Here is a 23,827-nt window from a genome sequence, read left to right on the forward strand (position 1 = left end):
CTAATCCAAAATAAGGCCAAGAAAGACAAGCAAGAACAAGAAAGAACAAGCATATCGGAAAAATTGCGGATTGGGAGGGAGGCGAGGCCGGTCCCGCACCGGCGCAACAAAGCGTTGCTTGCTTTGTTCCCTGGGGCTGGGGATATTCGCAAACAAGATCGGCAGCAGGGGAGCACCAGATGGGACGGCTTGACGGCAAGGTTGCGGTGATCACCGGCGCGACCAGCGGCATCGGGTTGCGGACCGCTGAAATATTTGTCGCCGAGGGCGCCAAGATCGTGATTGCCGGGCGGCGCGCGCCGGAAGGTGAAGCCCTGGCCCAAAAACTCGGCGACGCGTGCGTCTTCCGCCAAACCGATGTCACGGTCGAAGCGCAGATGCGCGCGCTGATCGCCCAGGCGGTCGAACAATTCGGCCGTATCGACTGCCTGTTCAACAATGCCGGCGGCCCGGCCCAGACCGGCGGCATCGAGACACTCGAGGTCGAGCGCTTCGACGCGGCGATGGCAACGTTGGTGCGTAGCGTCATGCTCGGCATGAAGCACGCCGCCCCCCATATGCGCCGCCAGGGGTCGGGAAGCATCATCAACAACGGCAGCATCGCCGGAAGACTCGCCGGCTTCTCCTCGTCGGTGGTCTATGGCGCGGCCAAGGCCGCCGTCATTCACCTCACCAAATGCGTGGCGATGGAGCTCGGCGAATCCGGCGTCCGCGTCAATTCGATTTCGCCGGGCGCGATCGCCACCGGCATCTTCGGCAAGGCGCTCGGCCTATCGGTCGAGGCGGCGGAGCAGACGCCGGAGATGATGCGCGAGGTCTACAAGACCGCGCAGCCGATCCCACGCGCCGGATTGCCGGAAGATATCGCCCATGCCGCGGTGTTTCTCGCCAGCGACGAATCCAGTTTCATCAATGGGCACGATCTGGTGATCGACGGCGCCATCACTGGCGGTCGCAACTGGACGGCGCAGCAACAGGGCTATGTGGCGCTGCGCAAGGCGTTCGATCAAGGCAAGCGGTAGGCTGAAGCAACGCAACGGGAGGGATCGATGTCGGCTACATTCAAATTCTCGCGGCAGGCTGACGCCCGGCCGCTCTTTCTGACGATGATTGCCGGTCTCGCCTGCGCCTTCGCGATCGGGAAGGCCTTGCCGTTGGCGATGAATGCGGTGTCCGCGATTTCCGAGCCGTTATGCATGACGAGCGGTGCCGGCTCGACACTCGATACCGTCGAGCCGATTGGTTCCTATGCGCTGCCGAACGTGCCGGGCAAGCGCGTCACCATCGTGCGGGTATTCTATGGCCCGGGGGGCTTCACCCCGCCGCATCGGCACGCGGGCTCGGTCACCGCCTACATCACGAAGGGCGAGATACGCTCGCAGTTGGGCGGCGGCCCCGTCGAAGTCTTCAAGGTGGGCCAGTCGTTCTTCGAGCCGCCGGGCGCGACGCATATGGTGTCGGCGAATGCGAGCAGCACCGAGCCTGCGGAATTGATCGCGGTGTTCGTGGCGGATGAGGGCGCGCAGTTGACGACGCTGATCGAATAGCGGTCTTGCGTCGTCGAGGCGACCGGATAAGCGGCGGCGCGGAGCAGGGGATATGGACGCAAGGCTGGAGAGGAACCTGAGATTATGGTTGGCCGTGGTGGCTTGCGGCGCAACTGCCGGGCTCGTTTTTAACGTTCCGCAAGGCCGCTCGGCCGTCGTGGGGATTGGCTACGGGGTGGCGATGAGCGCGGTGCTCGGCGCCGTCGAGCTGTTCATCTTCAACGGGCCGATGCGCGAGTGGCTCGGCCGCTTTTCGTTTAGCTCCGCCCTCGCCATACGCAGTGCGATCTACGCCGCGATTATTGGTCTGCTGCAATGGCTGCAACCAGGCGAACTCGTCGCCGGTCTGCCCCCCGAAACCGCGCGTGCGTCATTCTGGTATGGCTTCCTCTATTCTGCCGCGGTGTCGGTTCTCTTCAATTTCGGTTTCGCGATTACAAATCTGATCGGAGCGCGCTCGCTGCGGAATTTCATGACCGGACGGTATCATGCGCCGGTCGAGGAAAATCGCTTCGTGCTGTTCGTCGATATCGCGGGATCGACCGGATTGGCCGAGAGCCTCGGCGGACTGGCCATTCATCGCCTGCTCGACCGCACCTTTCGTTTGCTGACGTTGTCGGTGGTGGATTATCGCGGCGAAGTGCTCAACTATGTCGGCGACGAGGTGATCGTGACCTGGCCCGAACGTGAAGGCGCGGTCGATTGCCGGCCGTTGCGCTGCTTCCTTGCGATGCGCGATGGATTGGTGCGCGCAGCCGGCCAATTCGAACGTGAATTCAGCGTGGTGCCGCGGATTCGCGGCAGCCTGCATTTCGGCCCCGTCATTATCGGCGAAATCGGCGACGTCAAACGGGCCATCGTCTTCAATGGCGATGTCATGAATACCGCGGCACGGCTCGAAGAACTCAGCCGTCAAGTCGATGGCGGCTTTCTGGCGTCGCGCGCGGCGATGCAACGGTTCAGCTCGGCGCCGCCGTTTGCCGTGCGCGATCTCGGCCGGCTTCCGATTCGCGGTCGCGTCGACGGCATCGACGTCGTCGGCATCGACGCGCCAATCGCAGCCATAGCCTAATGAAGTCTTGGCCCAATGAAGTCTTGGCCCAATGAAGTCTTGGCCCAATGAAGTCTTGGCCTAATGAAGTCTTGGCCTAATGAAGTCTTGGCCTAATGAAGTCTTGGCCTAACCAAGCTTTGGCCTGATTAATTCACCGGTGACAGCGTCACGCGCAATCCGTCGCGCGGCTTCGGGATCGGCCACATCTGCCAATCCGGCTTGGCGCCCGGCTGCAGCGCGACGTTGATATTTTGCAGAAAATGCCGGGCGAAGCACTTTGCCTGCATATAGGCGAAGTGCAGTCCGAGGCACATATGCGCGCCACCGCCGAATGGCACATAGGCGAAGCGATGGCGGGCGCGCTGGGCCTCGTCGGTGAAACGCATCGGATCGAACCGCTCGGGGTCGGGCCATATCTCGGGCATATGATGCGTGAACAGCGGGTTGAAGGAGACCCCGGTGCCCGCGGGCATGGCATAGCCCTTGAAACTGAAATCGCGGGTCGCGCGCCGTGGAATCGAGGGTACTGGCGGTCTCATTCGCATCGCTTCCTTGAACGCCATCTCCGACAGCGGCATGGCTTCAAGATTGCCGAAGGTCGTGGGTTCGCCGCTCGCGATACCGAGCGCGTTGACCTCGTCTCGCAGTTTTGTTTGCCATCGCGGGTTGGCGGCAAGCTCGGCGACGAACGAGGTCAGCGAAGACGTCAGCGTGTCGTGCGCGGCCATCATCAGGAAGCTCATATGGTCGACGATGTCCTGCGTCGACAACAGCGCGCCGTCTTCATGGGTCGCATGGCAGAGCTGCGAGAACAGGTCCTGGCCGCCATTGGCGCGGCGGATCGGAATTTGTTCGGAGAAATAGGCGACGACGCGGGCGCGCCCCTTGACGCCACGCGCCATCGGCGTGCCGGGCCAGGGTTGCCGGATCGGGGTGACCGATGCCGCGACCATATCGACGAAGGCGCGGGTAATCTCGTTGACCTCGGGGCCGATGCCGGTGCCGAGAAAGGAGGTCGCGGCGAGATCGAGCGTGAGCTGTTTCATCGCGGGATAAAACAGCATCGGCCCCGGCTGTGCTTTCCACTGCGCGACCCGCGCCGCGATGCCGGCATCGAGCTCCGCGAGATAAGACTTCATCGGCCCGGATTTGAATGCCACCGACAATGCGCGCCGGTGCAGGCGATGTTCGTCGAAATCAAGCAGCATCAAGCCGCGCGGAAACAGCCGGTCCAGGATGTTGCCCCAGCCGTAGGTCGAGGAAAACAGCTTGCTCTGGTCGAGCAGCACCAGCTCATTGGCCTCGGGCCCCAAGAGGCTGATACTGGTCTCGCCGAGCACGCGGCTGCGATAGACCATGCCATGCTTGGCCGCCATCCGCTCGACTTCGCCCTTGGGGTCCGCGAGGACCGCCAGCGTCCGGCCGACGATCGGCCAACCTTCGTCGCCGGGAATATGCCTAAGCGAACCGCGCTTCGGTGGTGTGAGAGGTATCGCGGGCGAAGCCAAAGTTTGCATCGACGCTTGCATCGACATCGCGGTTGCTCCGGTTGACTCCAGGACCGAAGGATATCCCGTTATCTTCCGGGTGCAAAGGCTGACAAAAAGCCATATCGACCTTGGCAAGCACTGATAGCACGACAAAGTCGCGCATCATTGCAACGCAACATCACGATAGTTTCCGTTTGCGCGCTTACGCCTTTTGTTTCGCGGCTTCCTTTTGCAGGTCGGGCGCGTTGATGGTCGGGATCGCGACGCGGCCGGGACCGGTCACGGAAAGGGCTGCCGCGGCCTTGTCGTTTTCCATGATCTTGGCCATCACCGCCTGGCCTGCGCGATCGAACACCTCGCGGTTTTCGACCAGGAATTGCCGCGACTTGCGCAAGCCTGCGACATAGCCGTTGATTTCCGGCACCACGTAGCGCGCGACCATGTCCCAGCTACGGCGGGTGTTTTCCGGATTGGCCCAGTCGTGCACGAAGCCGACGATGGTGCCGACGCCGCCGGAGACGTCGATCAGGCTCTTGATGGTTTTGACCAGATCGTCTGGCGTGCCGATGGTGGAGGCGGCATTCTCGCCGCCGGCAGTCTTTTCCACGGCGTCTTCGGGCGAGGTGAACCGCTCCACACCTGGTCGCTGCAAGGTTTCGACCGTATATTCATTGTGCCATTTCATCAGTCCGGCGCCGGCCTCGCGCCGCGCCTGTTCGCGGGTTTCGGCGATGTGCCAGCTGAGCAGCACGCGCCAGTCGGAGCGGCTGACCGTGGTGCCATGCTTCTTGGCGGCGTCCTCCGCAAAACCCCATTGCGTCGGCAGCGACATCAGGCCCTGCGTCGACATCGAGCCGAGCGAAATGATGCCGATGCCGTATTTGCCGGCCAGCGTCATGCCCGAGGGCGAGATCTGCGACGCCACCACGAATGGCATGTCTTCCTGCAACGGCAGGAGTTGCAGCGCCGCATCGTTCATGGTGAACCAGTCGCTCTTGGCGGTGACGCGCTCGCCCTTGAACAGCCGGCGGATGATCGCGATCGCCTCGTCCTGACGGTCACGTTGCGTCATCGGATCGATGCCGAGCGTATGCGCGTCGGAGGCTAATGCGCCCGGGCCGGAACCGAAGATGGCGCGGCCTCCCGTCATATAATCGAGCTGCACCATGCGCTGGGCGACGTTGAAGGGATGGTGATAGGGCAGCGAGATCACGCCGGTGCCGAGCTTGATGCGCTTGGTGCGCTCGCCGGCAGCCGCCAGGAACATCTCCGGCGAGGCGATCATTTCCCAGCCCGAGGAGTGATGCTCGCCGCACCAGAACTCGTCGTAACCGAGCGAATCGAGCTGCTCGACCAGATCGAGGTCGCGGCGGAATTGCAGCATCGGGTGTTCGCCGATCGGGTGGTGCGGGGCGAGGAAGGCTCCGAACTTCAGGCGCGCCATGGGTTTTCTCTCCGGCTTTATTTTTTGTTGGATTGCTAGGTCCAAACTACGGGCTGGGACGAGCCAAGGCAATGCTCGGAAGCCGCCTCGCGCGACATGGATGCCGTGCAGATCGCGCGGGCATGCCGCCGCCCGGAATTTTACCAGTCGGCCCAGGCTTATGACGGCAATCCGTGAATGTGCTGACGACCAATTCGAACAGCATTGGCCGATGCCCGCGTATCATCCATGGAAACTTGAAAAACATGGAAACTTAACAAAAATCGGCTAGCTGAAGTGAAGCGTTCCAGAATAGAAAGCCAAGATCCCGGCTGCTTCCGTGGCTGGTCGAGCCGGGATCTTCAAAATTCCGATACCCGCGATCGCAGATGACTGCGGCGGAGACCCGGCCGTCAGCTTCATGGCGTTACGGCGAGCGTCCTCACCACGCGGAAACTGTTGCCGCTGCCGATCGTGGCGTCGTCGCGGGCGCCCGAGCGCGAAACGTCGGGGGACCAGTTCCAGATACCACCGCGCCGCATGCGTTTGCTGCAGTCGCCTTCCAGCCACGGCGCGCCATCGGTCGGCGTGTCCTCGGTATAGCGCTTGTTGAAGCAATCCTCGGTCCACTCCCAGACATTGCCGTGCACCTGATAAAGTCCGAACGGGTTGGGCGCATAGGAATCCACCACCACCGGCCCCTTGCTGTTTTCGCCGTGAGGTCCGTTGCCGTAGGGCGTGTCGGCCCGATAATTGGCGTTCAGCGTCGAGATGGTGTTGCCGAACCAGAACGGCGTCGTGGTGCCGGCGCGGGTGAAATACTCCCGTTCGGATTCGCTCGGCAGCCGGTAGGTGCGGCCGATCTTGCGCGACAACCAGGCCAGATAAGATTTCGCCGCGTCGAAGCCGATGCCCTGCGCCGGCATTCGGCCGCGGCCTGAAAGACTGTCGTCGCCCTTGTTGCCGTCGCAGCCGCCGTCGGCAAGACAGGCATCCCATTCGTCGAACGAGATCGAAAAGCGCCCGACCGCGAACGGCCGCGCGAAAGTGACGCGATGCAGCGGGTCTTCGCCCTTGGCGCGATCGATCTCGCCGATCGGGGTGCCCATGATGAAGGAGCCCTTCGGCACCACCACCATTTCCGGGCAGTTGACGCATTCCTTGAAGCTGTCCTTTGGCTTGAGCGCCTGTTCAAGCTCCGGCGTCAGCGGCTGCACGCCTTTTTCCGCAAAGAACTGCCGCGGCAGCGGCGCCGGCGGCTGCGTCGATTCCGCTGACGGCATTGGTCGGACCTGTCTCGGCTTTGCCGAAGCCGCAGCCGTGAACGCAACAGCCAGCGTGCCCGCGACCAATGCGGCGAGCCATTTCATTCTCAAATGCATAGGATATCCTTCGCGGCGGCCAATCCGACTTGGTCGCTCCCGGAGGCAAGCGCGTTCATTTTGAAGCTGGCTTAGGTCGCGGTTGGAATGGCGCCAGGGATCGTCATTGCGCTGACCCGTTGGTATCGCCGCGGAATGACGACGGAGTAGCCTACCGCGTCATCCTGTTCCAGGCGTCGAGTCCCGCGATCTTGTAGGCTTCCGCCAGCGTCGGATAATTGAACGTGTTCTGGATGAAATAATCGATCGTACCTTTGAGGTTGAGCACGGCCTGGCCGATATGGATCAGCTCGGTGGCGCCTTCGCCAAGGATATGCACGCCGAGCAGTCGGCGCGTCTTGGTCGAGAAGATCATTTTCATCATGCCGCTGTTGAGCCCCATGATGTGGCCGCGCGACGTTTCGCGAAAACGCGCTACCCCGACCTCATAGGGAATGCCCCGCTTGCGCACCTCTTCCTCGGTCAGGCCGGCGGTCGAGATTTCCGGCACCGAATAGATGCCGTACGGAAAGAATTCCGGCGGCGCCATCGGCTCCATTCCGAGCGCGTGGCAGGCGGCGACCCGTCCCTGTTCCATCGAGGTCGAGGCCAGACTAGGAAAGCCGATGACGTCGCCGGCGGCATAGATATGCGGCACGTTGGTCTGCAACGTCAGCGGATCGACCGCGATCCGGCCGCGATGATCGACCGTGATGCCGGCCGCCGCCAGATTGAGCCGGTCGGTAGCGCCGACGCGGCCTGCCGCGAACAGCAGCATCTCCGTGGTGACGTGGCGGCCATCCGATAGCCGCGTCACGATGCTGCCGCTCTCGCTGCGCTCGATGGCGTTGACCGCGGAGCCGAGCCGGAGCGCGACATTGCGGTCACGCAGTTCGTGCATGAATTCGTCGATCAGTTCCTTGTCGATGAAATCCAGGAAGGTCGGCCGCGGTTCGATCAACGTCACCGCGACATCGAGCGCGCTGAAGATGGTGGCATACTCGACGCCGATCACGCCGGCGCCGATCACCGCCAGGCTGCGCGGCAGCTTTGGCAGGTCGATGATCTCGTCGCTGTCGAATACGCTTTTGCCGTCGAACGGCACGTATTCCGGCCGGAATGGCCGTGTGCCGCAGGCAATCAGCACGTAGGCGGCGGTCACGATCCTGATCTCGCCGCTATCGGCCGTGATCTCGATCTGATGCGGTCCGACAAAGCGGGCCTCGCCGCACGCGGTCTTCACCGCATTGCGGCTGAACTGATGTTCCAGCACCTCGACCTCGTGATCGAGCGTTTTTTGCAGGCGCGCGATCAGGTCGACCGCGCCGATATCCTGTTTGACCCGGTAGGAGCGGCCGTAAAAGCCGCGCTCGCGCCAACCCGAGAGATTGAGCACGGTCTCGCGCAGGGTTTTGGACGGGATGGTGCCGGTATGAACGGAGACACCGCCCACCCGGCGGCCCTTTTCCACCACCAGGACGGTGCGGTTGAGCTTGGCAAACTGAATGGCGGCACGACGCCCGGAGGGGCCGGAGCCGATCACCAGCATATCATAGTCGTACGTCGAAGGGGCTTGCGCCGGTGGGGCTTGCGTCAAGGGAGCTTGCATCGGAGGCGGTCCGGACTGACGAGAAGCTGGAAATAGCTGAAAGTGCCTCGAAGTACCTTTTGGACCATGCAGCAATCGGGCCAAAATCGGTCGCGGTCCTTACCTGCGAGGTAATCGCTGCCATGACCGAAAGCTGCGATGACCAAGCGCGCCGGATTTTCGCAAACCCAAGGCCGCTTCGCATGCATCAGCTCGTTTCTGCCCCGCTCGATACGTCACGTCGCTGGTGGGTGCTTGCGATCGTCGTCGCCGCGCAATTCATGTTCGGCGTCGATGCCTTCATCGTCAACGTCGCGATCCCGACCATCGCGGTCGAGCTGCACGCCAGCACGGCGCAGATCGAGGCTGTGATCGCGATCTATCTGATCGCTTATGCGACGCTGGTGGTCACGGGCGGCCGGCTCGGCGATATCTACGGCACCAAGAATGTCTTCATCGCCGGCGTGCTCGGGTTCACCGTGACGTCGCTGTGGTGCGGTCTCGCGCGATCCGGCCCCGAATTGATCGCGGCAAGGCTGGCGCAGGGCGCGACCGCGGCGATGATGGTGCCGCAGGTGCTGGCGACCCTGCATCTGTTGTTTTCGGATGGATCGCGCAGCCGCGCCTTCGGCATTTACGGCATCGTGCTGGGGCTCGCGGGCGCCGCGGGCTTCGTGCTCGGCGGCGTGCTGGTGACATCGGATCTCGCAGGCCTTGGCTGGCGCGTGGTGTTTTTCGTCAACGTGCCGCTGGGGCTGATGATCGTGACCGCGGCCTGGCGCATCATGCCGTCGGTGCCGCGCCGCGCCGGCACGCGGCTCGACGTTCCGGGCGCCATCGTGCTGTTCTGCGGCCTGCTGTGCCTGATCGGGCCGCTGCTGTTCGGTCATGATCTCGACTGGACGCCGTGGGTTTGGCTGGCGATGGCGGCGGGCGTCGGCATCCTCGCGACGTTTCTGCGGCTCGAGCGCGCGGTGGCAGGCCGCGGTGGCATGCCGCTGGTCGACCTCGCGCTGTTGTCCGACCGGGCTTTCATGCGCGGTCTCTATGCCGCGTTCTTTTTCTTCTTCGCCAATTTGTCGTTCTATCTGGTGGTGACGATGTTCATGCAGCGGGCGCTGCATATTCCGCCACTGCAAGCGGGCTTGGTGTTCGTGCCGCTGACGCTGACGTTCGTGATCGCATCGCGCCATAGTGGCGCGCGGGCGCGGCATCGCGGGACAAAAGTGCTGATCGAGGGCTGCGCGGTTCAGATCGCCGGCCTCGCGATGCTGGCGTTGACGACCGTCGCGCTCGAAGCGCCCAGCGCGATTCTGCTGGCGGCGATGCTGGCTGTTTTCGGCTATGGCCAGGGCCTGGTGATGGCGCCGTTGTCGAGTGTGGTGCTGTCGTCGGTCAAGCCGGCAAGCGCTGGCTCCGGTGCCGGGATGTACGGCACGACGTCGCAAATCGCCAACGCCTCCGGCGTCGCGGCGATCGGCGCGGTGTTCTTCGCAATTGAGGCGGCGGAATCGGCCGAACTGGCCCTATTGGTGGCGCTGACATTGTTTGCGCTGTCAATTACCACCTGCGCCGCATTTCTGTCATGGATGCGTCGCGCGGCGGTCTGACGACATATTAACGCCATCAGCGCTTATCCCAAGGTATCGAGGCGAGCCGACAGCACACGGTCTTTTTATTTTGCAGTGCAGCAACTATCTGGTGTTGGTGAGATTATCCAATCTCCAGCATGGAGCTGCCGGTGTCGCTTGCCAAAAATATCGAATTCCTGAGCCGTTTCCCGAGTCTGAACGGGTTCAATGGCTTTGGAAGCTACGGGTTAACCACGGAGGACAAGCTCCAGAGCCCGCTCGTTGAGGTGACCGATTTCGGATCGAACCCCGGCGAACTGCGGATGCTCGCCTTCGCCCCCGAGAACCTGCAGCGAACGCCCGCGCTTGTCGTGGTGTTGCACGGCTGCGGCCAGACCGCCGCGGGCTACGATCTCGGCGCCGGCTGGTCTTCGCTCGCCGAAAGCTATGGCTTTGCGTTGTTGATGCCAGAGCAGCAGCGATCGAACAACGCGCAGGGCTGCTTCAACTGGTTCAATCCGGAAGACATCGCCCGCGATCAGGGTGAAGCCTGCTCGATCCGGCAGATGATCGCGCGGATGGTGAGTGATCACGGCATCGACCCGCGTCGTATCTTCGTCACGGGGCTTTCCGCCGGTGGCGCGATGACCTCGGCGATGCTCGCAACCTATCCTGAAGTGTTCGCGGCGGGCGCCATTATCGCCGGCCTGCCGTTCGGTGTCGCCACCAATGTGCGGGAAGCCTTGAGCGGCATGTTTCAATCGCCGCCGCGTCCCGCGGGCGAATTGGGAGATTTGGTCCGAAACGCCTCCGAGCATAAGGGTCCGTGGCCGAAACTCTCGGTATGGCACGGCAGCGCCGATCGCACCGTCAATCCCGCGAACGCCAATGAGATCGTCAAGCAATGGCTCGACGTGCACCAGCTGCCGCTGGCGCCGATGTCGAACGCCGACGTTGACGGCTATCCGCGTGAGGTCTGGTGGGACGCGGACGGCGAGACAATTGTCGAATCCTATACCATCACCGACATGGCCCACGGCACGCCGCTCGGCATCGCCGACAATGACGAACGATATGGCGCCGAAGGCGCGTTCCTGATCGAGGCGGGAATCTCTTCCTCGCATCACATCGCGAGCTTTTTCGGTTTGACCGAGCGCATCAGCCTGCCGCGCGCACCGGCTGAAGCGTCAAAGCCTGTCGCGAAGCCGATTGCAGCCAAGCCGAATGTAGCCAAGGCAGTCCTAGCAAAGCCGATCCCGCAGCCTGCTCCGGCATCTCCAGGCAAGCCGGATGTGGCCACGGTGCTGCGGCCGTTGGCGACGCTGCAGCGGCCCTCCGAGACGCCAGAGCCGCCGCGCCGCCGCTCGATCGACGTCGGCGCCGTCATCACCCGCGCGCTGACCGCTGCCGGCTTGATGAAATAACGACCCGGAAGCGGCATCCCGTGCGCCGAAAGCCCGTTGCCATCGGGTCGCCTGGTTAACGGCCGGCGGCGCAAGCGCATCATTTGGTTCCGTTTTCGGCGAAATAAATTTGAACCAAATGCCGGGGGGCGCGTTTAACACGATTGTGACAGGCGGTTAAGTTCCTGCTGCTAATTTGGGCTGAATTGGCGTCCGATCATTCCCAGATGTTGAAAATCAGCGTACCGAGTTCTGCGGATTTCCTCGCCGGCGGCGGGGAGATGGGCGCATTGATGCGCGGCCATGATTGGTCGCACACCCCGCTGGGCCGGCCGGCGAACTGGCCGCAAAGCCTAAGGACCGCGGTGCGGCTGGTGCTCAACACCAACCATCCGATGTTCATCTGGTGGGGTCGGCATCTCGTCCAATTCTATAATGACGCCTATCGCCAGACCATGGGCCCCGAGCGCCACCCCCACGCGCTGGGTCAGGGCGGCCGGGAATGCTGGGCCGAAATCTGGGACATTATCGGTCCCCAGATCGATCAGGTGATGGATGGCGGCGGCGCGACCTGGCACGAGAACCAGCTCGTTCCGGTGACGCGTCACGGCAGGCTGGAGCAGGTCTACTGGACCTACGGCTTCAGTCCGATCGACGAAGACGACGGCGTCGGCGGCGTACTGGTGGTCTGCCGCGATGTGACAAAGGATTATTTGTCGTCGCTGGCGTTGCGGGACCGCGAAGCCGAACTCGCGCGTGTCCAGCAGGTCGGCCGGATCGGCGGTCTCGAGGTCGATCTCAGGACCGGCTTCCATAACCGGCGCTCGCCGGAATATCTGCTGATCCACGGATTGCCGGCCGACGCGGCCCGTGAGTCCCATGAGGACTGGGTCCGGCGTATTCATCCCGAGGATCGTGAGGCGACCGAAAACAAATTCCGCGACGCCATCGCAAGCCAGGTGCGCGACTACACGGCGCAATATCGGATTATTCGGCCCGTTGACGGCGAGATGCGCTGGATTTCCGTGCGCGCCACGATCGAGCGCGACGATAGCGGCAAAGCCGTACGGCTGATCGGCGCCCATAGCGACGTCACCGAGCAGGTAATGGCCGAGCAGGCGTTGCGCCAGAGCGAAGAGCGCTACCGCACGCTCGCAGATCAACTCGCGGAGTTGAACGCGACGCTGGCGCAGCGGGTCGAGGAAAAGACCCGCGAGCGCGATCGGATCTGGAACGTGTCGCAGGATCTGCTGCTGGTGGCCGATCGCAACGGCATCTGGAAAACCATCAATCCGGCCTGGACCCGGACGCTCGGTTGGAGCGAGGCGGAATTGCTGAACCGTAGCTCGGAATGGCTGGAGCATCCCGACGACGGCGGGATCACGCAGGCCCGGGTCAAAAAGCTCGGTGGCAGCGACGCTATCGCCAAATTCGAAAGCCGCTTTCGCCACAAGGATGGATCGTATCGCTGGTTATCCTGGACCGGTGTCCCGGACCAGGATCATATCTACGCGGTCGCACGCGACGTCACGGCTGAGAAGGCCGCGGCCGAGCGCTTGAAGACGACCGAAGAGGCCTTGCAGCAATCGCAGAAGATGGAAGCGGTCGGACAGCTTACCGGCGGCATCGCGCACGACTTCAACAATCTGCTGACCGGGATCGTCGGATCGCTCGACCTCTTGCAGACGCGGCTGAACCAGGGCCGCAGCGACAATGTCGGGCGCTACATCGATGCCGCGATGACATCGGCGAACCGCGCCGCGGCGCTGACCCATCGCCTGCTGGCGTTTGCGCGGCGACAGCCGCTGATTCCGAAAGGCGTCGATGCCAACCAGCTCGTGGTGTCGCTGGAAGATCTGTTGCGCCGGACCATCGGCGAGACCATCGATCTTTCGATCGTGGCCTCGGATGATCTTTGGACGACGCTCTGCGACCCCAATCAGCTGGAAAGCGCGCTGCTCAATCTTGCGATCAACGCGCGGGACGCCATGCCGGATGGCGGCAAACTGACGATCTCGACCGCGAACGCGCTGATTGACGGCGTCACCGCCGATGCCCCGGCGCTGTCGCCCGGCGAATATATCTGCATCGCTGTCGCCGACACCGGCACAGGCATGAGCGCCGAGGTGGCGGCGCGCGCCTTCGATCCGTTCTTCACCACCAAGCCGATCGGGCAAGGCACCGGGCTTGGGCTGTCGATGATTTATGGATTTGCACGGCAATCGAACGGTCATGCCACGATCGAGAGCAGGGTCGGGCAGGGGACCTCGATCAAGCTTTATCTGCCGCGTCATCACAGCGAAATCGCCGTTGAGCACGCCATCGCCGCGAGGGCGGCCCAGCACGCCGCCACCGGGGAGACCGTGCTGGTGGTCGAAGACGAGCCGGTGGTGCGCGGGGTGATCCTGGAGATGCTGGGCGAGCAGGGCTACCGGACGCTCGAGGCGGCGGACGGGCCGGCCGGATTGCGCCTGCTGCGCGGCGATGCGCGGGTCGACCTGTTGCTGACCGATGTCGGTTTGCCCGGCATGAATGGCCGTCAGCTTGCCGATCAGGCGCGCGAAATGCGGCCGGGCCTCAAGGTTCTTTTCATCACCGGTTATGCCGAAAGCGTGGCGATCGCCGATGGATTCCTGCAGCCCGGCATGGAGATGATCACCAAGCCGTTCGATCTCGGCAATTTGTCGCGACGCGTTCGCGCCATGGTATCCGGCTAGAGCCTTTTCCGTTCCGATGGAATCGGAACGGGGCTCTAGTCTTTTGTTTTGACGCGTTTTCTTCACGCGAATCGGTGCCCACGGAGCCTGTCATCGGGCGCGCATTCGCGCGACCCGTTGGCTCGAAAACGCTCTCGCTACATCTCGCCGGTGAGGAACGGATTGGTCAGCCGCTCCTGGCCGATGCTGGAGCCCGCGCCGTGGCCGCAGACAAAGCTGACATCGTCGCCGAGTGGCAACAGCTTCTCGACGATCGACTTGATCAGGGTTTCGTGGCTGCCGCCGGGCAGATCGGTGCGCCCGACCGAACCGTTGAACAGCACGTCGCCGACCTGGGCGAAGTGTAATTCCTTGTTGTAGAACACCACGCTGCCCGGCGAATGTCCCGGACAATGCAGGATGTCGAAGGTCAAATCGCCGATGGAAACCTGATCGCCTTCATTGAGCCAGCGGTCCGGCGCGAAATCGCGCACGCCGGTCATGCCGAACCGGGCGCCGCTCGACACCACATTGTCGAGCAAAAACTTGTCGTCGATATGCGGGCCTTCGATCGGCACCTTCAGCGCGTCGCGCAATTCGGCGGCGCCGCCGACATGATCGATATGGCCGTGGGTGAGCCAGATCTTCTCGACGCTGACATTGGATTGCGTGATCGCCCGCAAGATCTTCGGCACATCGCCGCCGGGGTCGATCACCACGGCCTTTTTGCTGGCCTCGCACCATATCAAGGTGCAGTTTTGCTCGAGCGGCGTCACCGGGATGATGAGGGCGCCGGCCTTCGACTGGGTCTCGTTTTCATGTGCCATCGCCGCACAATGCCGATTTTTGCGGTCCCGCCAAGTAAAAATTGCAAGTGAAATTGCAGGCAAAAATCGGGTGGAAAGCCGCAACCCCGCCGCCGCTTTGTCATGTTCCCGCCGTGCAATCTGAACCAGTGTGCGATTTCAGGCGTTGTCGCGTCTCAGAGCGTTTTCCAGCGAAGTAGCGACCGGTTCGCGTCAAGAAAACGCGTCAAATCGAAAATTTCACGCGATATGGGGACGATTGGCGAGATGGATCAGATCAGCAATTCCTGGTGGCAGAACGGCATCTTTTATCAGGTCTATCCGCGCTCATTTCAGGATTCCAACGCCGACGGGGTCGGCGACCTCGCCGGAATCATCACGCGGCTACCCTATCTGCAGGAGCTTGGGATCGACGCGATCTGGCTGTCGCCGGTGTTTCCATCGCCGATGGCCGATTTCGGTTACGACATTTCCGACTACACCGGGATCGATCCGTTGTTCGGCACGCTGGAGGATTTCGACGCGCTGGTCGAGGCCGCGCACGCGCTGGGCCTCAAGGTCATTCTCGATCTCGTCCCCAACCATACCTCCGACCAGCATCCCTGGTTCATCGAATCAAGAAGCTCGCGCGATAATCCAAAGCGCGACTGGTATCTGTGGCGCGATCCAAAGCCCGATGGCGGCGCGCCGAACAACTGGCTGTCGGAATTCGGCGGCAGCGCCTGGACGCTCGACGACGAAACCGGACAATATTACTACCACGCCTTCCTGAACCAGCAGCCGGACCTCAACTGGCGCAACCGCGAAGTGCGCGAGGCGATCTATGACGTGATGCGGTTCTGGCTGCGCAAGGGCGTCGATGGCTTTCGCGTCGATGTGATCTGGCACCTGATCAAGGACGCGCAATTCCGCGACAACCCGCCAAACCCCTATTATAGCGAGGGCCGGCCTCCGCATGAAACGATACTGACGCAATACTCCACCGATCAGCCCGAGGTTCACGAGGTGGTCGCGGAAATGCGCCGCGTCACCGATGAATTCGGGTCCCGCGTCTTGATCGGCGAGATTTATCTGCCGCTGCAGCGGCTGGTGGCCTATTACGGCAACGATCTGGCCGGCGCGCAGATGCCGTTCAACTTCGCCTTGTTGTCGACGCTATGGAGCGCGCGTTCGGTCGAAAAGATCATCGCCGAATACGAAGCCGCGTTGCCGCACGGCGCATGGCCGAACTGGGTGCTGGGCAATCACGATCGGCCGCGGGTGGCAAGCCGGGTCGGGCAGGCGCAAGCGCGCGTCGCGGCGATGCTGTTATTGACCCTGCGCGGCACGCCGACGCTTTATTATGGTGACGAGATCGGCATGCATCAGGTCGCGATGGCGCCCGATCAGGTGCGCGATCCGTTCGAGAAGAACGTCCCGGGCATCGGCGTCGGCCGCGACGGCTGTCGGACGCCGATGCAGTGGGATGCGACACCCCATGCCGGGTTTTCGACGTCGACGCCCTGGCTGCCGTTGGCCAGTGATTTCGCACACGAGAATGTGATCGATCTCGATGCCGACGACCACTCGATCCTCAGCCTCTACAAAGCGCTGATCGGACTGCGCAAGCAATTGCCGCAGCTTGTCGCAGGCGCCTACGAGCCGATGGCGGCGCAGGGAGACCTTTTGCTTTATCGCCGCAGGGCTGAAGGAGAGGCGCTTGTCATCGCGTTGAACCTCGGCGCCGAGCCCGCCTCGATCACCTCAAGCTCAATCGGATTCGGCAGCGAGATTCTGCTGTCGACATTCCTCGATCGGAAACGCGAGCGCGTAGAAGGCATCCTCAACCTGCGCGGCAATGAGGGCGTCATTGTCGGCAGATCGAACTTCCAGGCTGGTTGAGTCGCTTCTACGCTCTCGTCGCGCCGTTTCCAGACAATCAGCGCTTCGAAACGGCCGTCGGTTCGATCAAACCGGCGGCCATTTTGTCAAGCAAGATGCTTAATTACAGGCGCGGCGGTTCAGCGTCGCGCCCGAAATCAAGTACCGCGCGGTACTTACTGCACGGTGTTCTTGTGCTTGACGTGAGCCCGAACATGCGTCGGTGCCGGCGCCGCGGCGTATGCACCGGTAGCGCTGGTGGACGGGCAGCTATGCGTGATCGGCGGCGCCGGCGTGCCGTCGACACAGCCGATGTCTTGCGCCTGCGCCGCGCCGCTCATCGACAAAGCCACAGCCGACACGATCAGCTGCGCACAAAAAATCGCTGAAAATTTCATCATAGAACCCCTTGTTTCAAGCCGGTTCACGGCCTCGGAGCGTCCCGTTCCTGGGTCATCCCGCCGTCATCCGTCATGGCTCTAAGATGCGTATGAATTTCGCGAGCGCCATTTATCAATCGTCCACAACTACCAACCGGACGTCCAAAGCCCCATATCGTCCATTGCACGTCGCACGGGGGCGACGGAGCCTCCGGTTGGAGAGACTCAGGAGCATATCCAGATGCAGGATAATCTTTCCGATCTGCTGCAAACCGTGCGCGTTGACGACACGTGTTGCATCAAGGCGGAATTGACGGCGCCGTGGGGCTGCCGTCACGATCAGTCGTCGGGCGCGATGTTCTATATTTGCATGAACGGCTCGGCCTATCTCGAAATCGTTGCCTCAAAGCAGATCGCGATATTGCAGGCCGGTGATTGCGCGATCATTCCGCATGGTAGCGCTCACACGATGAGAGATTCGCTGAACAGTCCGATCGCGCCGAAGATTCCAGATCCCTGCATCGAAGTGCCGCCAGGACTGCCGGTGATTCGGGGCGGCGGCGGTGGCTGCATGGCGACGCTGATCGTCATCCACCTGCGGCTCGACCGCGTGCGCGCACGGACGCTGCTGCGTTTCCTGCCTGACATCATTCACTTGCCGGGCGAACAGGGGATGTTGCCGCAATGGGCGCGTCCGCTGACGGAAGCGGGGCACACCGAGGTAACGAGCCCGGGCCCCGGCTCGGCGGCCGCGCTCAATCGCCTGACCGAACTGATGTTCATTCAGGCAGTGAGGTCCGCGGCCCTTCGGTATGAAGCCGATGATCGCGTCGGCAAGCCGCGATGGTCGCCGCAGGTCTTCAACGCGGTGCGACTGATTCGCTCGGATCTCGCCACGCGCTGGTCGGTGGTCGAACTCGCCACCCGGGTCGGGATGTCGCGATCCGCCTTCTCAGCGGCATTCACCCGCGAGATGGAAGCGCCGCCGATGCAATATCTCGCGGTACAGCGCATGCTGCGCGCCGCGGAATTGCTGAGGACGCCCGACGTCGCGATCTCCGAGATCGCGTTCATGGTCGGCTACGATTCGGAAATCGCTTTCGCTCGCGGCTTCAAGCGTCACTACGGCCAGGGCCCCGGCGGCTTCCGGCGCGCCACCCGGCTCACGATCGTCTCCGAGCCGGCGGTGCAGGAGGCACGGAGGCCGCAGGGCGAGATCGACAACCCACCCCGTAGGATGACACGGCCGCAGTCTGCCTAGAGGCCGTAAATCAGTTCCACTTATCCTGATAGCGTTCTAAGATAGGGGCGATGGAATCGCGCGCCCGCCAGGTCACTGTTGTGCCACCGCCGGACGGCCGTCAGTCGGAGACGGCGCTGGCGATCGCGCGCGGCACGGCGCGGCTGTTACGCTCGCTCGGGTTTTCCTGCATCAGCGAATTGCCGCTGCCGTCGGGACGGCGTGCCGATCTGGTGGCGCTAAACGAGCGCGGCGAGATCTGGATCGTCGAAATCAAATCATCGATCGAGGATCTGCGCGCCGACCAGAAATGGCAGGACTACCGCGCGCATTGCGACCGGCTGTTCTTTGCGTTCACGCAGGATATGCCGTGCGAGATTTTCCCCGAGCAAACCGGCCTGATCGTCGCCGATGCCTACGGCGCCCATCTGCATTGCGAGGCGCCGGAACACCGCCTGCCGGCGCCGACCCGCAAGCAGATGATCGTGCGGTTCGCGATGGCCGCGGCCCTGCGGATCAACCGCCTGGTCGATCCGCAGGGCCACGGCGAGTTTTAGGGATTTTGAAGCCGCATCCGGAAAGGGTCTGAAGCTATCTCAGCCGTCATCCTGAGGAGCGGCCGCTTGGCCGCGTCTCGAAGGATGGTGTTCAGCGTTGTGCGTGCGGCCATCCTTCGAGGCTCGCAAGAGCTCGCACCTCAGGATGACGGCTGAGATAGCTTCAGAGGCTCGGAGGAGGCGCAAAGCGCTCCTCAGCGCGGCGCGCGCTTGGCCAGAATGCGCTGCAGGGTGCGGCGGTGCATGTTGAGGCGCCGCGCGGTTTCCGAGACGTTGCGGTTGCACATCTCATAGATACGCTGGATGTGTTCCCAGCGCACCCGATCGGCCGACATCGGGTTGTTTGGCAGCTCGGACTTCTCGGTACCGCTCGCGAGCAGCGCCGCGACGACATCGTCGGCATCGGCGGGTTTCGACAGATAATCCACCGCGCCCATCTTCACCGCGGTGACGGCGGTCGCGATGTTGCCGTAGCCGGTCAACACGATCGCGCGCGCCTCGGGGCGCTTGCGCTTCAGGGCCGACACCACATCAAGCCCGTTGCCGTCGCCAAGTCGCAGATCCACCACCGCAAAGGCCGGCGCGGCCTTGCCGATTTGCGCGAGGCCATCGGACACAGTGTCGCAAGAGGTCACGGTGAAGCCGCGCGTTTCCATCGCGCGCGACAGCCGCTCCAGGAACGGCTTGTCGTCCTCCACGATCAGCAGCGAGCGATCGGCGTGATCATTCAGTTCGGCGAGAGCGGTCACGATTGGCCTACCTTCCTGTCGGACATTATAATCATCTTTGTCATATGGCGAAGCAAAGCGGCGATGCCAAGGCCGCCTAAAGTCGATGGAGCGCAAAGCTTAATTATTAAGAGGCTTTCTAAGCTACTGGTTCGGCAGCTATTTCCTCGGCCTCGAAGCGGTCGCGGGGCCAGATGATATGAACCACCGCGCCGTGATCCGGAAACACCCGGTTGGCAAACGAAACCTTGGCGCCGGTGCGCTCCAGCAGCGTGCGGGCGATAAATACCCCCAGACCGAGACCGCCGTGCTGGGTCTCGTCCGCGCTGCGCCGCCGCGACAAATATGGCTCGCCGATCCGCTTCAGCATGTCCGGCGCGATCCCCGGCCCGTCGTCGGAAATGATGATCTCGACCATCTCGCTGTTCCAGGAGGCGTTCACCTCCACCGTGGCGCGCGCGAAATCGACGGCGTTTTCCAGGATGTTGCCGACGCCATACAGGATCGCGGGATTGCGCATGCCCACCGGCTCGCGCGTCACCCCGATCGCAATCCGCACCTTGATCGCGACGTCGAAATCGCGATGCGGCGCCACCGCTTCCTCGATCAGCGTCGACAACGGCATGCGGTCGAACGGCGCGCCGCTGGCCGACAATTGCGTGATCTTGGCCAGAATATCCCGGCAGCGCTGCGCCTGTTCGCGCAGCGTCTTGAGGTCTGCGGCAATCGGGCTGTCGTCGGCGATGGTTCGCTCGAGCTCGCGCGAAATCAGGAAGATGGTCGACAGCGGCGTTCCGAGTTCGTGGGCGGCCGCGGCGGCGAGCCCGTCGATTTGCGTCAGATGCTGCTCGCGCGTCAGCACCAGTTCGGTGGCGGCCAGCGCATCGGAGAGCTGGCGGGATTCCTCGGCGACCTGGAACGCATAAAGGCTGGTGACGCCGATCGCGACCCCGATCGAAAGCCAGACGCCGACCAGATAGATCTGAGGCAGAATCAGCGGTTCGTCGCTATCCCACGGCAGCGGCAGATGAAAGAACACCAGCACGGTGGCGCAGACCACGGCCAGAACGCCGAGCGCGATGGTGAGCCGGATCGGCAGCGCCGTTGCCGAAATCAGCACCGGAGCGAGAAACAGAAACGAAAACGGATTCTCCAGCCCGCCGGTAAAGAACAGCAGCCCGGCGAGCTCGATGATGTTCAGCGCGAGCAGCGCCGCGGCATAGGCCGGCTCCAGCCGCTGCATCGGGTTGAAGGCGATCTGCAGCGCGAGATTGAGCAGGGCGGACAGGCTGATGATGGTGAGGCAGGGGATGACCTCGACGTCGAACTCGAGCCCCTGCACCACGATGAAGATCGTCGCCAACTGGCCGAGCACGGCGAGCCAGCGCAGCCGCAGGATGGTGTCCAGACGGACATAGCGGCGTGGATGGCGAAAATCGGAAGCGGCGACGTCGGTCATGGCTTCCAGCTTAGCCGCGCCCGGTTCCGATCACAAATGTGAGTTGGCAACGTTGCTACGGTGAAGAACAAGTTGATGACTCTCGTCATGGCCGGGCTTGACCCGGCCATCCACGTCTTTCTTGCTGTGTGCTGAGCAGACGTGGATGCCCGGGACAAGCCCGGGCATGACGAACTTTGAAACCTTGCGCTTATCCGCGCGATAGCCCAATGAACGGCCCGCATGACGCATAACGACGTGACATCGCTTCCCTCGCCCCCCGCCGGTCCGGCCGGATCCGCGGCGATCGAGGTCGATCGCCTGGTCAAGCTCTACAAGACCACCCGCGCCGTCGACGACATCTCGTTCCGCATCGCGCGCGGCAGCATCACCGGGCTGCTCGGCGGCAACGGTGCCGGCAAGACCACGACCATTGCCATGATCATGGGGCTGGTGCTGCCGAGTTCGGGCCGCATCCAGGTGCTGGGCTATTCGATGCCGGCGCAGAATGCCGAGGTGCTGGGCCGGATGAACTTCGAAAGCCCCTATGTCGATATGCCGATGCGGCTCACGGTGCGGCAGAACCTGACGATCTTCGGCCGTCTCTATGCGGTCGCCAATCTGCGCGACCGCATTGCGCAATTGGCCGCCGATCTCGATCTCGGCGACTTCCTCGATCGCGCCAACGGCAAGCTCTCCGCCGGGCAGAAGACGCGCGTGGCGCTGGCGAAAGCGCTGATCAACCAGCCGGAACTGCTGTTGCTGGACGAGCCGACCGCGTCGCTCGACCCCGATACCGCCGACTGGATCCGGCGGCACCTGGAGAATTACCGCAATACCCAAGGTGCTACGATCCTGTTGGCGTCGCACAACATGCTGGAGGTGGAGCGGTTGTGCGACCGCGTCATCATCATGAAGCGCGGCCGCATCGAGGACGACGACAGCCCGGACCGGATCATGGCCCGCTACAACCGCAATACGCTCGAGGAAGTGTTTCTCGATGTCGCGCGTGGCCGCGCGCAGGAAGGCACTTCGGCAGCCGGCGCCCCGGGAGCCAATGCGCCATGAGCGAGCACGCCGTCGGCCAACACGTCCCGCATCGCGGCATCGCGCCGCACCGTATCGCCGCCATGGTGCTGCGCTATTGGTATCTCCTGATGTCGTCATGGCCGCGGCTGTTGGAACTGATCTATTGGCCCGCGCTGCAGATCGTCACCTGGGGATTTCTGCAAAGCTTCATCTCGCAGAATGCCGGGTTTTTCGCCCGCGCCGGCGGCACCCTGATCGGCGCGGTGATCCTGTGGGACATCCTGTTTCGCGGTCAACTCGGCTTTTCGATCTCGTTTCTCGAGGAGATGTGGGCGCGCAATCTCGGCAATCTGATGATGAGCCCGCTCAAGCCGATCGAGTTCCTGATCTCGCTGATGATCATGAGCCTGATCCGATTGGCCATCGGCGTGATTCCGATGACGCTGCTGGCGCTGTTCTTCTTCAACTTCAATTTCTACGGCATCGGGCTGCCGCTGATCGTGTTCTTCTGCAATCTGATCTTCACCAGTTGGTCGATCGGGATTTTCGTTTCGGGACTGGTGCTGCGCAACGGTCTTGGCGCCGAGAGCATCGTCTGGACGGTGATGTTCGGCATCATGCCGCTGGCCTGCATCTATTATCCGGTGACGGTGCTGCCGCATTGGCTGCAATATGTCGCCTGGGCGCTGCCGCCGACTTACGTGTTCGAGGGCATGCGGGCGTTGTTGACCACCCAGGTGTTTCGGGCCGACCTCATGATCGAGGCCTTCGCCATCAACGTCGTGCTCCTTATCGCGTCATTTGCGATATTTCTTGCGCTTTTGCGCAGCGCGCGCCGCCATGGCTCGCTGATCCAGAGCGGCGAATAAAGCCACTTATCCCATGATTTTGGGAGCCTTTTGGCGATTTTAGGTCGTTATCGCCGGTAGATATACCGATCTGTGCATTGACGCATTATTACGCATTCGGCACTATGCTGCGATGCAAAAGGGACCAAATTAGATGGCGATTGGTGAGTTTGGCGGCGCGCCGCCATTGGTGGCTGAAGGTAGTCCGGCGCTGACCACGCCGATGTACTGGATGTACGAAATGATGCAGGCGTCGCTCAATCCGGCGCGTGCCGTCAGCGACGCGACCAAAATCCTGTTTCAGAATCCGATGAACCCGTGGTCGCAAACCGAATTCGGCAAGTCGATCGCCGCCGGTTGCGAGGTGTTCGAGCGCACCACGCGGCGCTACGGCAAGCCCGAATGGAATCTTCCGACCACTGAAGTCAACGGCGTGCGCACCCCGGTTGAAGTGCGCGTCGTGTGGGAAAAGCCGTTCTGCCGGCTGCTGCATTTCGATCGCAAGCTGACGCGGCCGTTGCGCAGCCCGCAGCCGCGCGTGTTGATCGTGGCGCCGATGTCCGGTCACTATGCGACGTTGCTGCGCGGCACGGTCGAAGCCTTCCTGCCGACCCATGAGGTCTACATCACCGACTGGTCCGATGCCCGGATGGTGCCGCTCGCCGCGGGCCGCTTCGATCTCGAGGACTACGTCGATTACCTGATCGAGATGCTGCATGTGCTCGGCGGCAACATGCACATCATCGCGGTGTGCCAGCCTTCGGTGCCGGTGGTAGCGGCGGTTTTCGTCATGGAAGCCGCGAATGAT

At 62.7% G+C, this 23,827-nt stretch carries 20 protein-coding genes and 1 pseudogene; 13 read left to right on the plus strand and 8 right to left on the minus strand.

Annotation, left to right across the window (positions count from 1 at the left end; genetic code table 11):
• From GSQ88_RS35215 to GSQ88_RS12985, 4 genes are all read left to right on the plus strand, one after another.
• Positions 1-210 (plus strand): hypothetical protein (locus GSQ88_RS35215; RefSeq protein ID WP_210253801.1); only part of this gene is annotated, 210 nt, incomplete at its 5' end.
• Entirely contained in the window at positions 180-1,022 is an 843-nt protein-coding gene (locus tag GSQ88_RS12975; protein WP_159008151.1) for an SDR family NAD(P)-dependent oxidoreductase, read from the plus strand. The genes GSQ88_RS35215 and GSQ88_RS12975, both read left to right, overlap by 31 nt.
• Before the next feature lie 27 nt (positions 1,023-1,049).
• Positions 1,050-1,547 carry a cupin domain-containing protein gene (locus GSQ88_RS12980; protein WP_159008152.1) on the plus strand — a complete coding sequence of 166 codons (498 nt, stop codon included), beginning with the start codon at positions 1,050-1,052 and terminating at the stop codon, positions 1,545-1,547.
• A gap of 181 nt (positions 1,548-1,728) precedes the next feature.
• Positions 1,729-2,619 carry an adenylate/guanylate cyclase domain-containing protein gene (locus GSQ88_RS12985; protein WP_246735266.1) on the plus strand — a complete coding sequence of 297 codons (891 nt, stop codon included), beginning with the start codon at positions 1,729-1,731 and terminating at the stop codon, positions 2,617-2,619.
• 128 nt (positions 2,620-2,747) lie between these two features.
• On the opposite strand, the gene GSQ88_RS12990 is transcribed toward GSQ88_RS12985, so the two are convergent.
• From GSQ88_RS12990 to sthA, 4 genes are all read right to left on the minus strand, one after another.
• The gene (locus GSQ88_RS12990) at positions 2,748-4,136 is read right to left on the minus strand and encodes a cytochrome P450 (RefSeq protein ID WP_159008154.1); all 1,389 of its coding nucleotides are present in this window, start codon (positions 4,134-4,136) and stop codon (positions 2,748-2,750) included.
• 157 nt (positions 4,137-4,293) lie between these two features.
• On the minus strand, positions 4,294-5,535 hold the full coding sequence (locus GSQ88_RS12995; protein ID WP_159008155.1) for an LLM class flavin-dependent oxidoreductase: 1,242 nt from the start codon (positions 5,533-5,535) through the stop codon (positions 4,294-4,296).
• Between the two features lie 398 nt (positions 5,536-5,933).
• Positions 5,934-6,797 (minus strand): formylglycine-generating enzyme family protein, encoded by an 864-nt coding sequence (locus GSQ88_RS13000; protein ID WP_159008156.1) that lies wholly within the window; start codon positions 6,795-6,797, stop codon positions 5,934-5,936.
• 250 nt (positions 6,798-7,047) lie between these two features.
• Positions 7,048-8,484, minus strand: a complete 1,437-nt coding sequence (gene sthA / locus GSQ88_RS13005; RefSeq protein ID WP_159008157.1) for a Si-specific NAD(P)(+) transhydrogenase — start codon at positions 8,482-8,484, stop codon at positions 7,048-7,050.
• A gap of 182 nt (positions 8,485-8,666) precedes the next feature.
• Between sthA and GSQ88_RS13010 the strand changes: the two genes are divergently transcribed.
• The 3 genes from GSQ88_RS13010 (at position 8,667) to GSQ88_RS13020 (ending at position 14,154) form a co-directional block, all read left to right on the plus strand.
• Complete coding sequence (locus GSQ88_RS13010) at positions 8,667-10,073, plus strand: MFS transporter (RefSeq protein WP_159008158.1); 1,407 nt, start codon at positions 8,667-8,669, stop codon at positions 10,071-10,073.
• A gap of 131 nt (positions 10,074-10,204) precedes the next feature.
• The gene (locus GSQ88_RS13015; protein WP_174247996.1) at positions 10,205-11,458 is read left to right on the plus strand and encodes an extracellular catalytic domain type 1 short-chain-length polyhydroxyalkanoate depolymerase; all 1,254 of its coding nucleotides are present in this window, start codon (positions 10,205-10,207) and stop codon (positions 11,456-11,458) included.
• 206 nt (positions 11,459-11,664) lie between these two features.
• Positions 11,665-14,154, plus strand: coding sequence for a PAS domain-containing hybrid sensor histidine kinase/response regulator (locus GSQ88_RS13020; RefSeq protein ID WP_159008160.1), 2,490 nt, complete (start codon positions 11,665-11,667; stop codon positions 14,152-14,154).
• A 137-nt stretch (positions 14,155-14,291) separates the two neighbouring features.
• Here the strand turns inward: GSQ88_RS13020 and GSQ88_RS13030 are convergent, their stop codons facing one another.
• Positions 14,292-14,960, minus strand: coding sequence for an MBL fold metallo-hydrolase (locus GSQ88_RS13030; RefSeq protein ID WP_159008161.1), 669 nt, complete (start codon positions 14,958-14,960; stop codon positions 14,292-14,294).
• Positions 14,961-15,206: 246 nt separating this feature from the next.
• On the opposite strand from GSQ88_RS13030, the gene GSQ88_RS13035 reads away from it, so the two are divergent.
• A complete protein-coding gene (locus tag GSQ88_RS13035) occupies positions 15,207-16,820 on the plus strand; it encodes an alpha-amylase family glycosyl hydrolase (RefSeq protein WP_159008162.1) in 1,614 nt (537 codons plus the stop codon).
• Positions 16,821-16,975: 155 nt separating this feature from the next.
• Here GSQ88_RS13035 and GSQ88_RS13040 read toward each other — a convergent pair whose 3' ends face one another.
• Complete coding sequence (locus GSQ88_RS13040; RefSeq protein WP_210253802.1) at positions 16,976-17,197, minus strand: hypothetical protein; 222 nt, start codon at positions 17,195-17,197, stop codon at positions 16,976-16,978.
• Positions 17,198-17,420: 223 nt separating this feature from the next.
• On the opposite strand from GSQ88_RS13040, the gene GSQ88_RS13045 reads away from it, so the two are divergent.
• Together GSQ88_RS13045 and GSQ88_RS13050 are read left to right on the plus strand one after the other, a co-directional pair.
• A complete protein-coding gene (locus GSQ88_RS13045; RefSeq protein WP_159008164.1) occupies positions 17,421-18,440 on the plus strand; it encodes an AraC family transcriptional regulator in 1,020 nt (339 codons plus the stop codon).
• A gap of 50 nt (positions 18,441-18,490) precedes the next feature.
• Positions 18,491-18,976 (plus strand): MmcB family DNA repair protein, encoded by a 486-nt coding sequence (locus GSQ88_RS13050; protein WP_159008165.1) that lies wholly within the window; start codon positions 18,491-18,493, stop codon positions 18,974-18,976.
• A 194-nt stretch (positions 18,977-19,170) separates the two neighbouring features.
• Here GSQ88_RS13050 and GSQ88_RS13055 read toward each other — a convergent pair whose 3' ends face one another.
• Positions 19,171-19,725, minus strand: coding sequence for an ActR/PrrA/RegA family redox response regulator transcription factor (locus tag GSQ88_RS13055; RefSeq protein ID WP_159008166.1), 555 nt, complete (start codon positions 19,723-19,725; stop codon positions 19,171-19,173).
• 118 nt (positions 19,726-19,843) lie between these two features.
• Positions 19,844-21,163, minus strand: a complete 1,320-nt coding sequence (locus GSQ88_RS13060; RefSeq protein WP_159008167.1) for an ActS/PrrB/RegB family redox-sensitive histidine kinase — start codon at positions 21,161-21,163, stop codon at positions 19,844-19,846.
• 222 nt (positions 21,164-21,385) lie between these two features.
• Here GSQ88_RS13060 and GSQ88_RS13065 point away from each other — a divergent pair, with 222 nt between their 5' ends.
• From GSQ88_RS13065 to GSQ88_RS13075, 3 genes and pseudogenes are all read left to right on the plus strand, one after another.
• On the plus strand, positions 21,386-22,210 hold the full coding sequence (locus tag GSQ88_RS13065) for an ABC transporter ATP-binding protein (protein WP_159008168.1): 825 nt from the start codon (positions 21,386-21,388) through the stop codon (positions 22,208-22,210).
• Positions 22,207-23,040 (plus strand): ABC transporter permease, encoded by an 834-nt coding sequence (locus GSQ88_RS13070; RefSeq protein WP_159008169.1) that lies wholly within the window; start codon positions 22,207-22,209, stop codon positions 23,038-23,040. The genes GSQ88_RS13065 and GSQ88_RS13070 overlap by 4 nt, the downstream gene beginning before the upstream one ends.
• A 133-nt stretch (positions 23,041-23,173) precedes the next feature.
• Positions 23,174-23,827: pseudogene (locus tag GSQ88_RS13075) on the plus strand (polyhydroxyalkanoate depolymerase); the annotation flags it as partial.

Source organism: Bradyrhizobium sp. S69 (assembly GCF_009766005.1).
Taxonomy (GTDB): domain Bacteria; phylum Pseudomonadota; class Alphaproteobacteria; order Rhizobiales; family Xanthobacteraceae; genus Bradyrhizobium.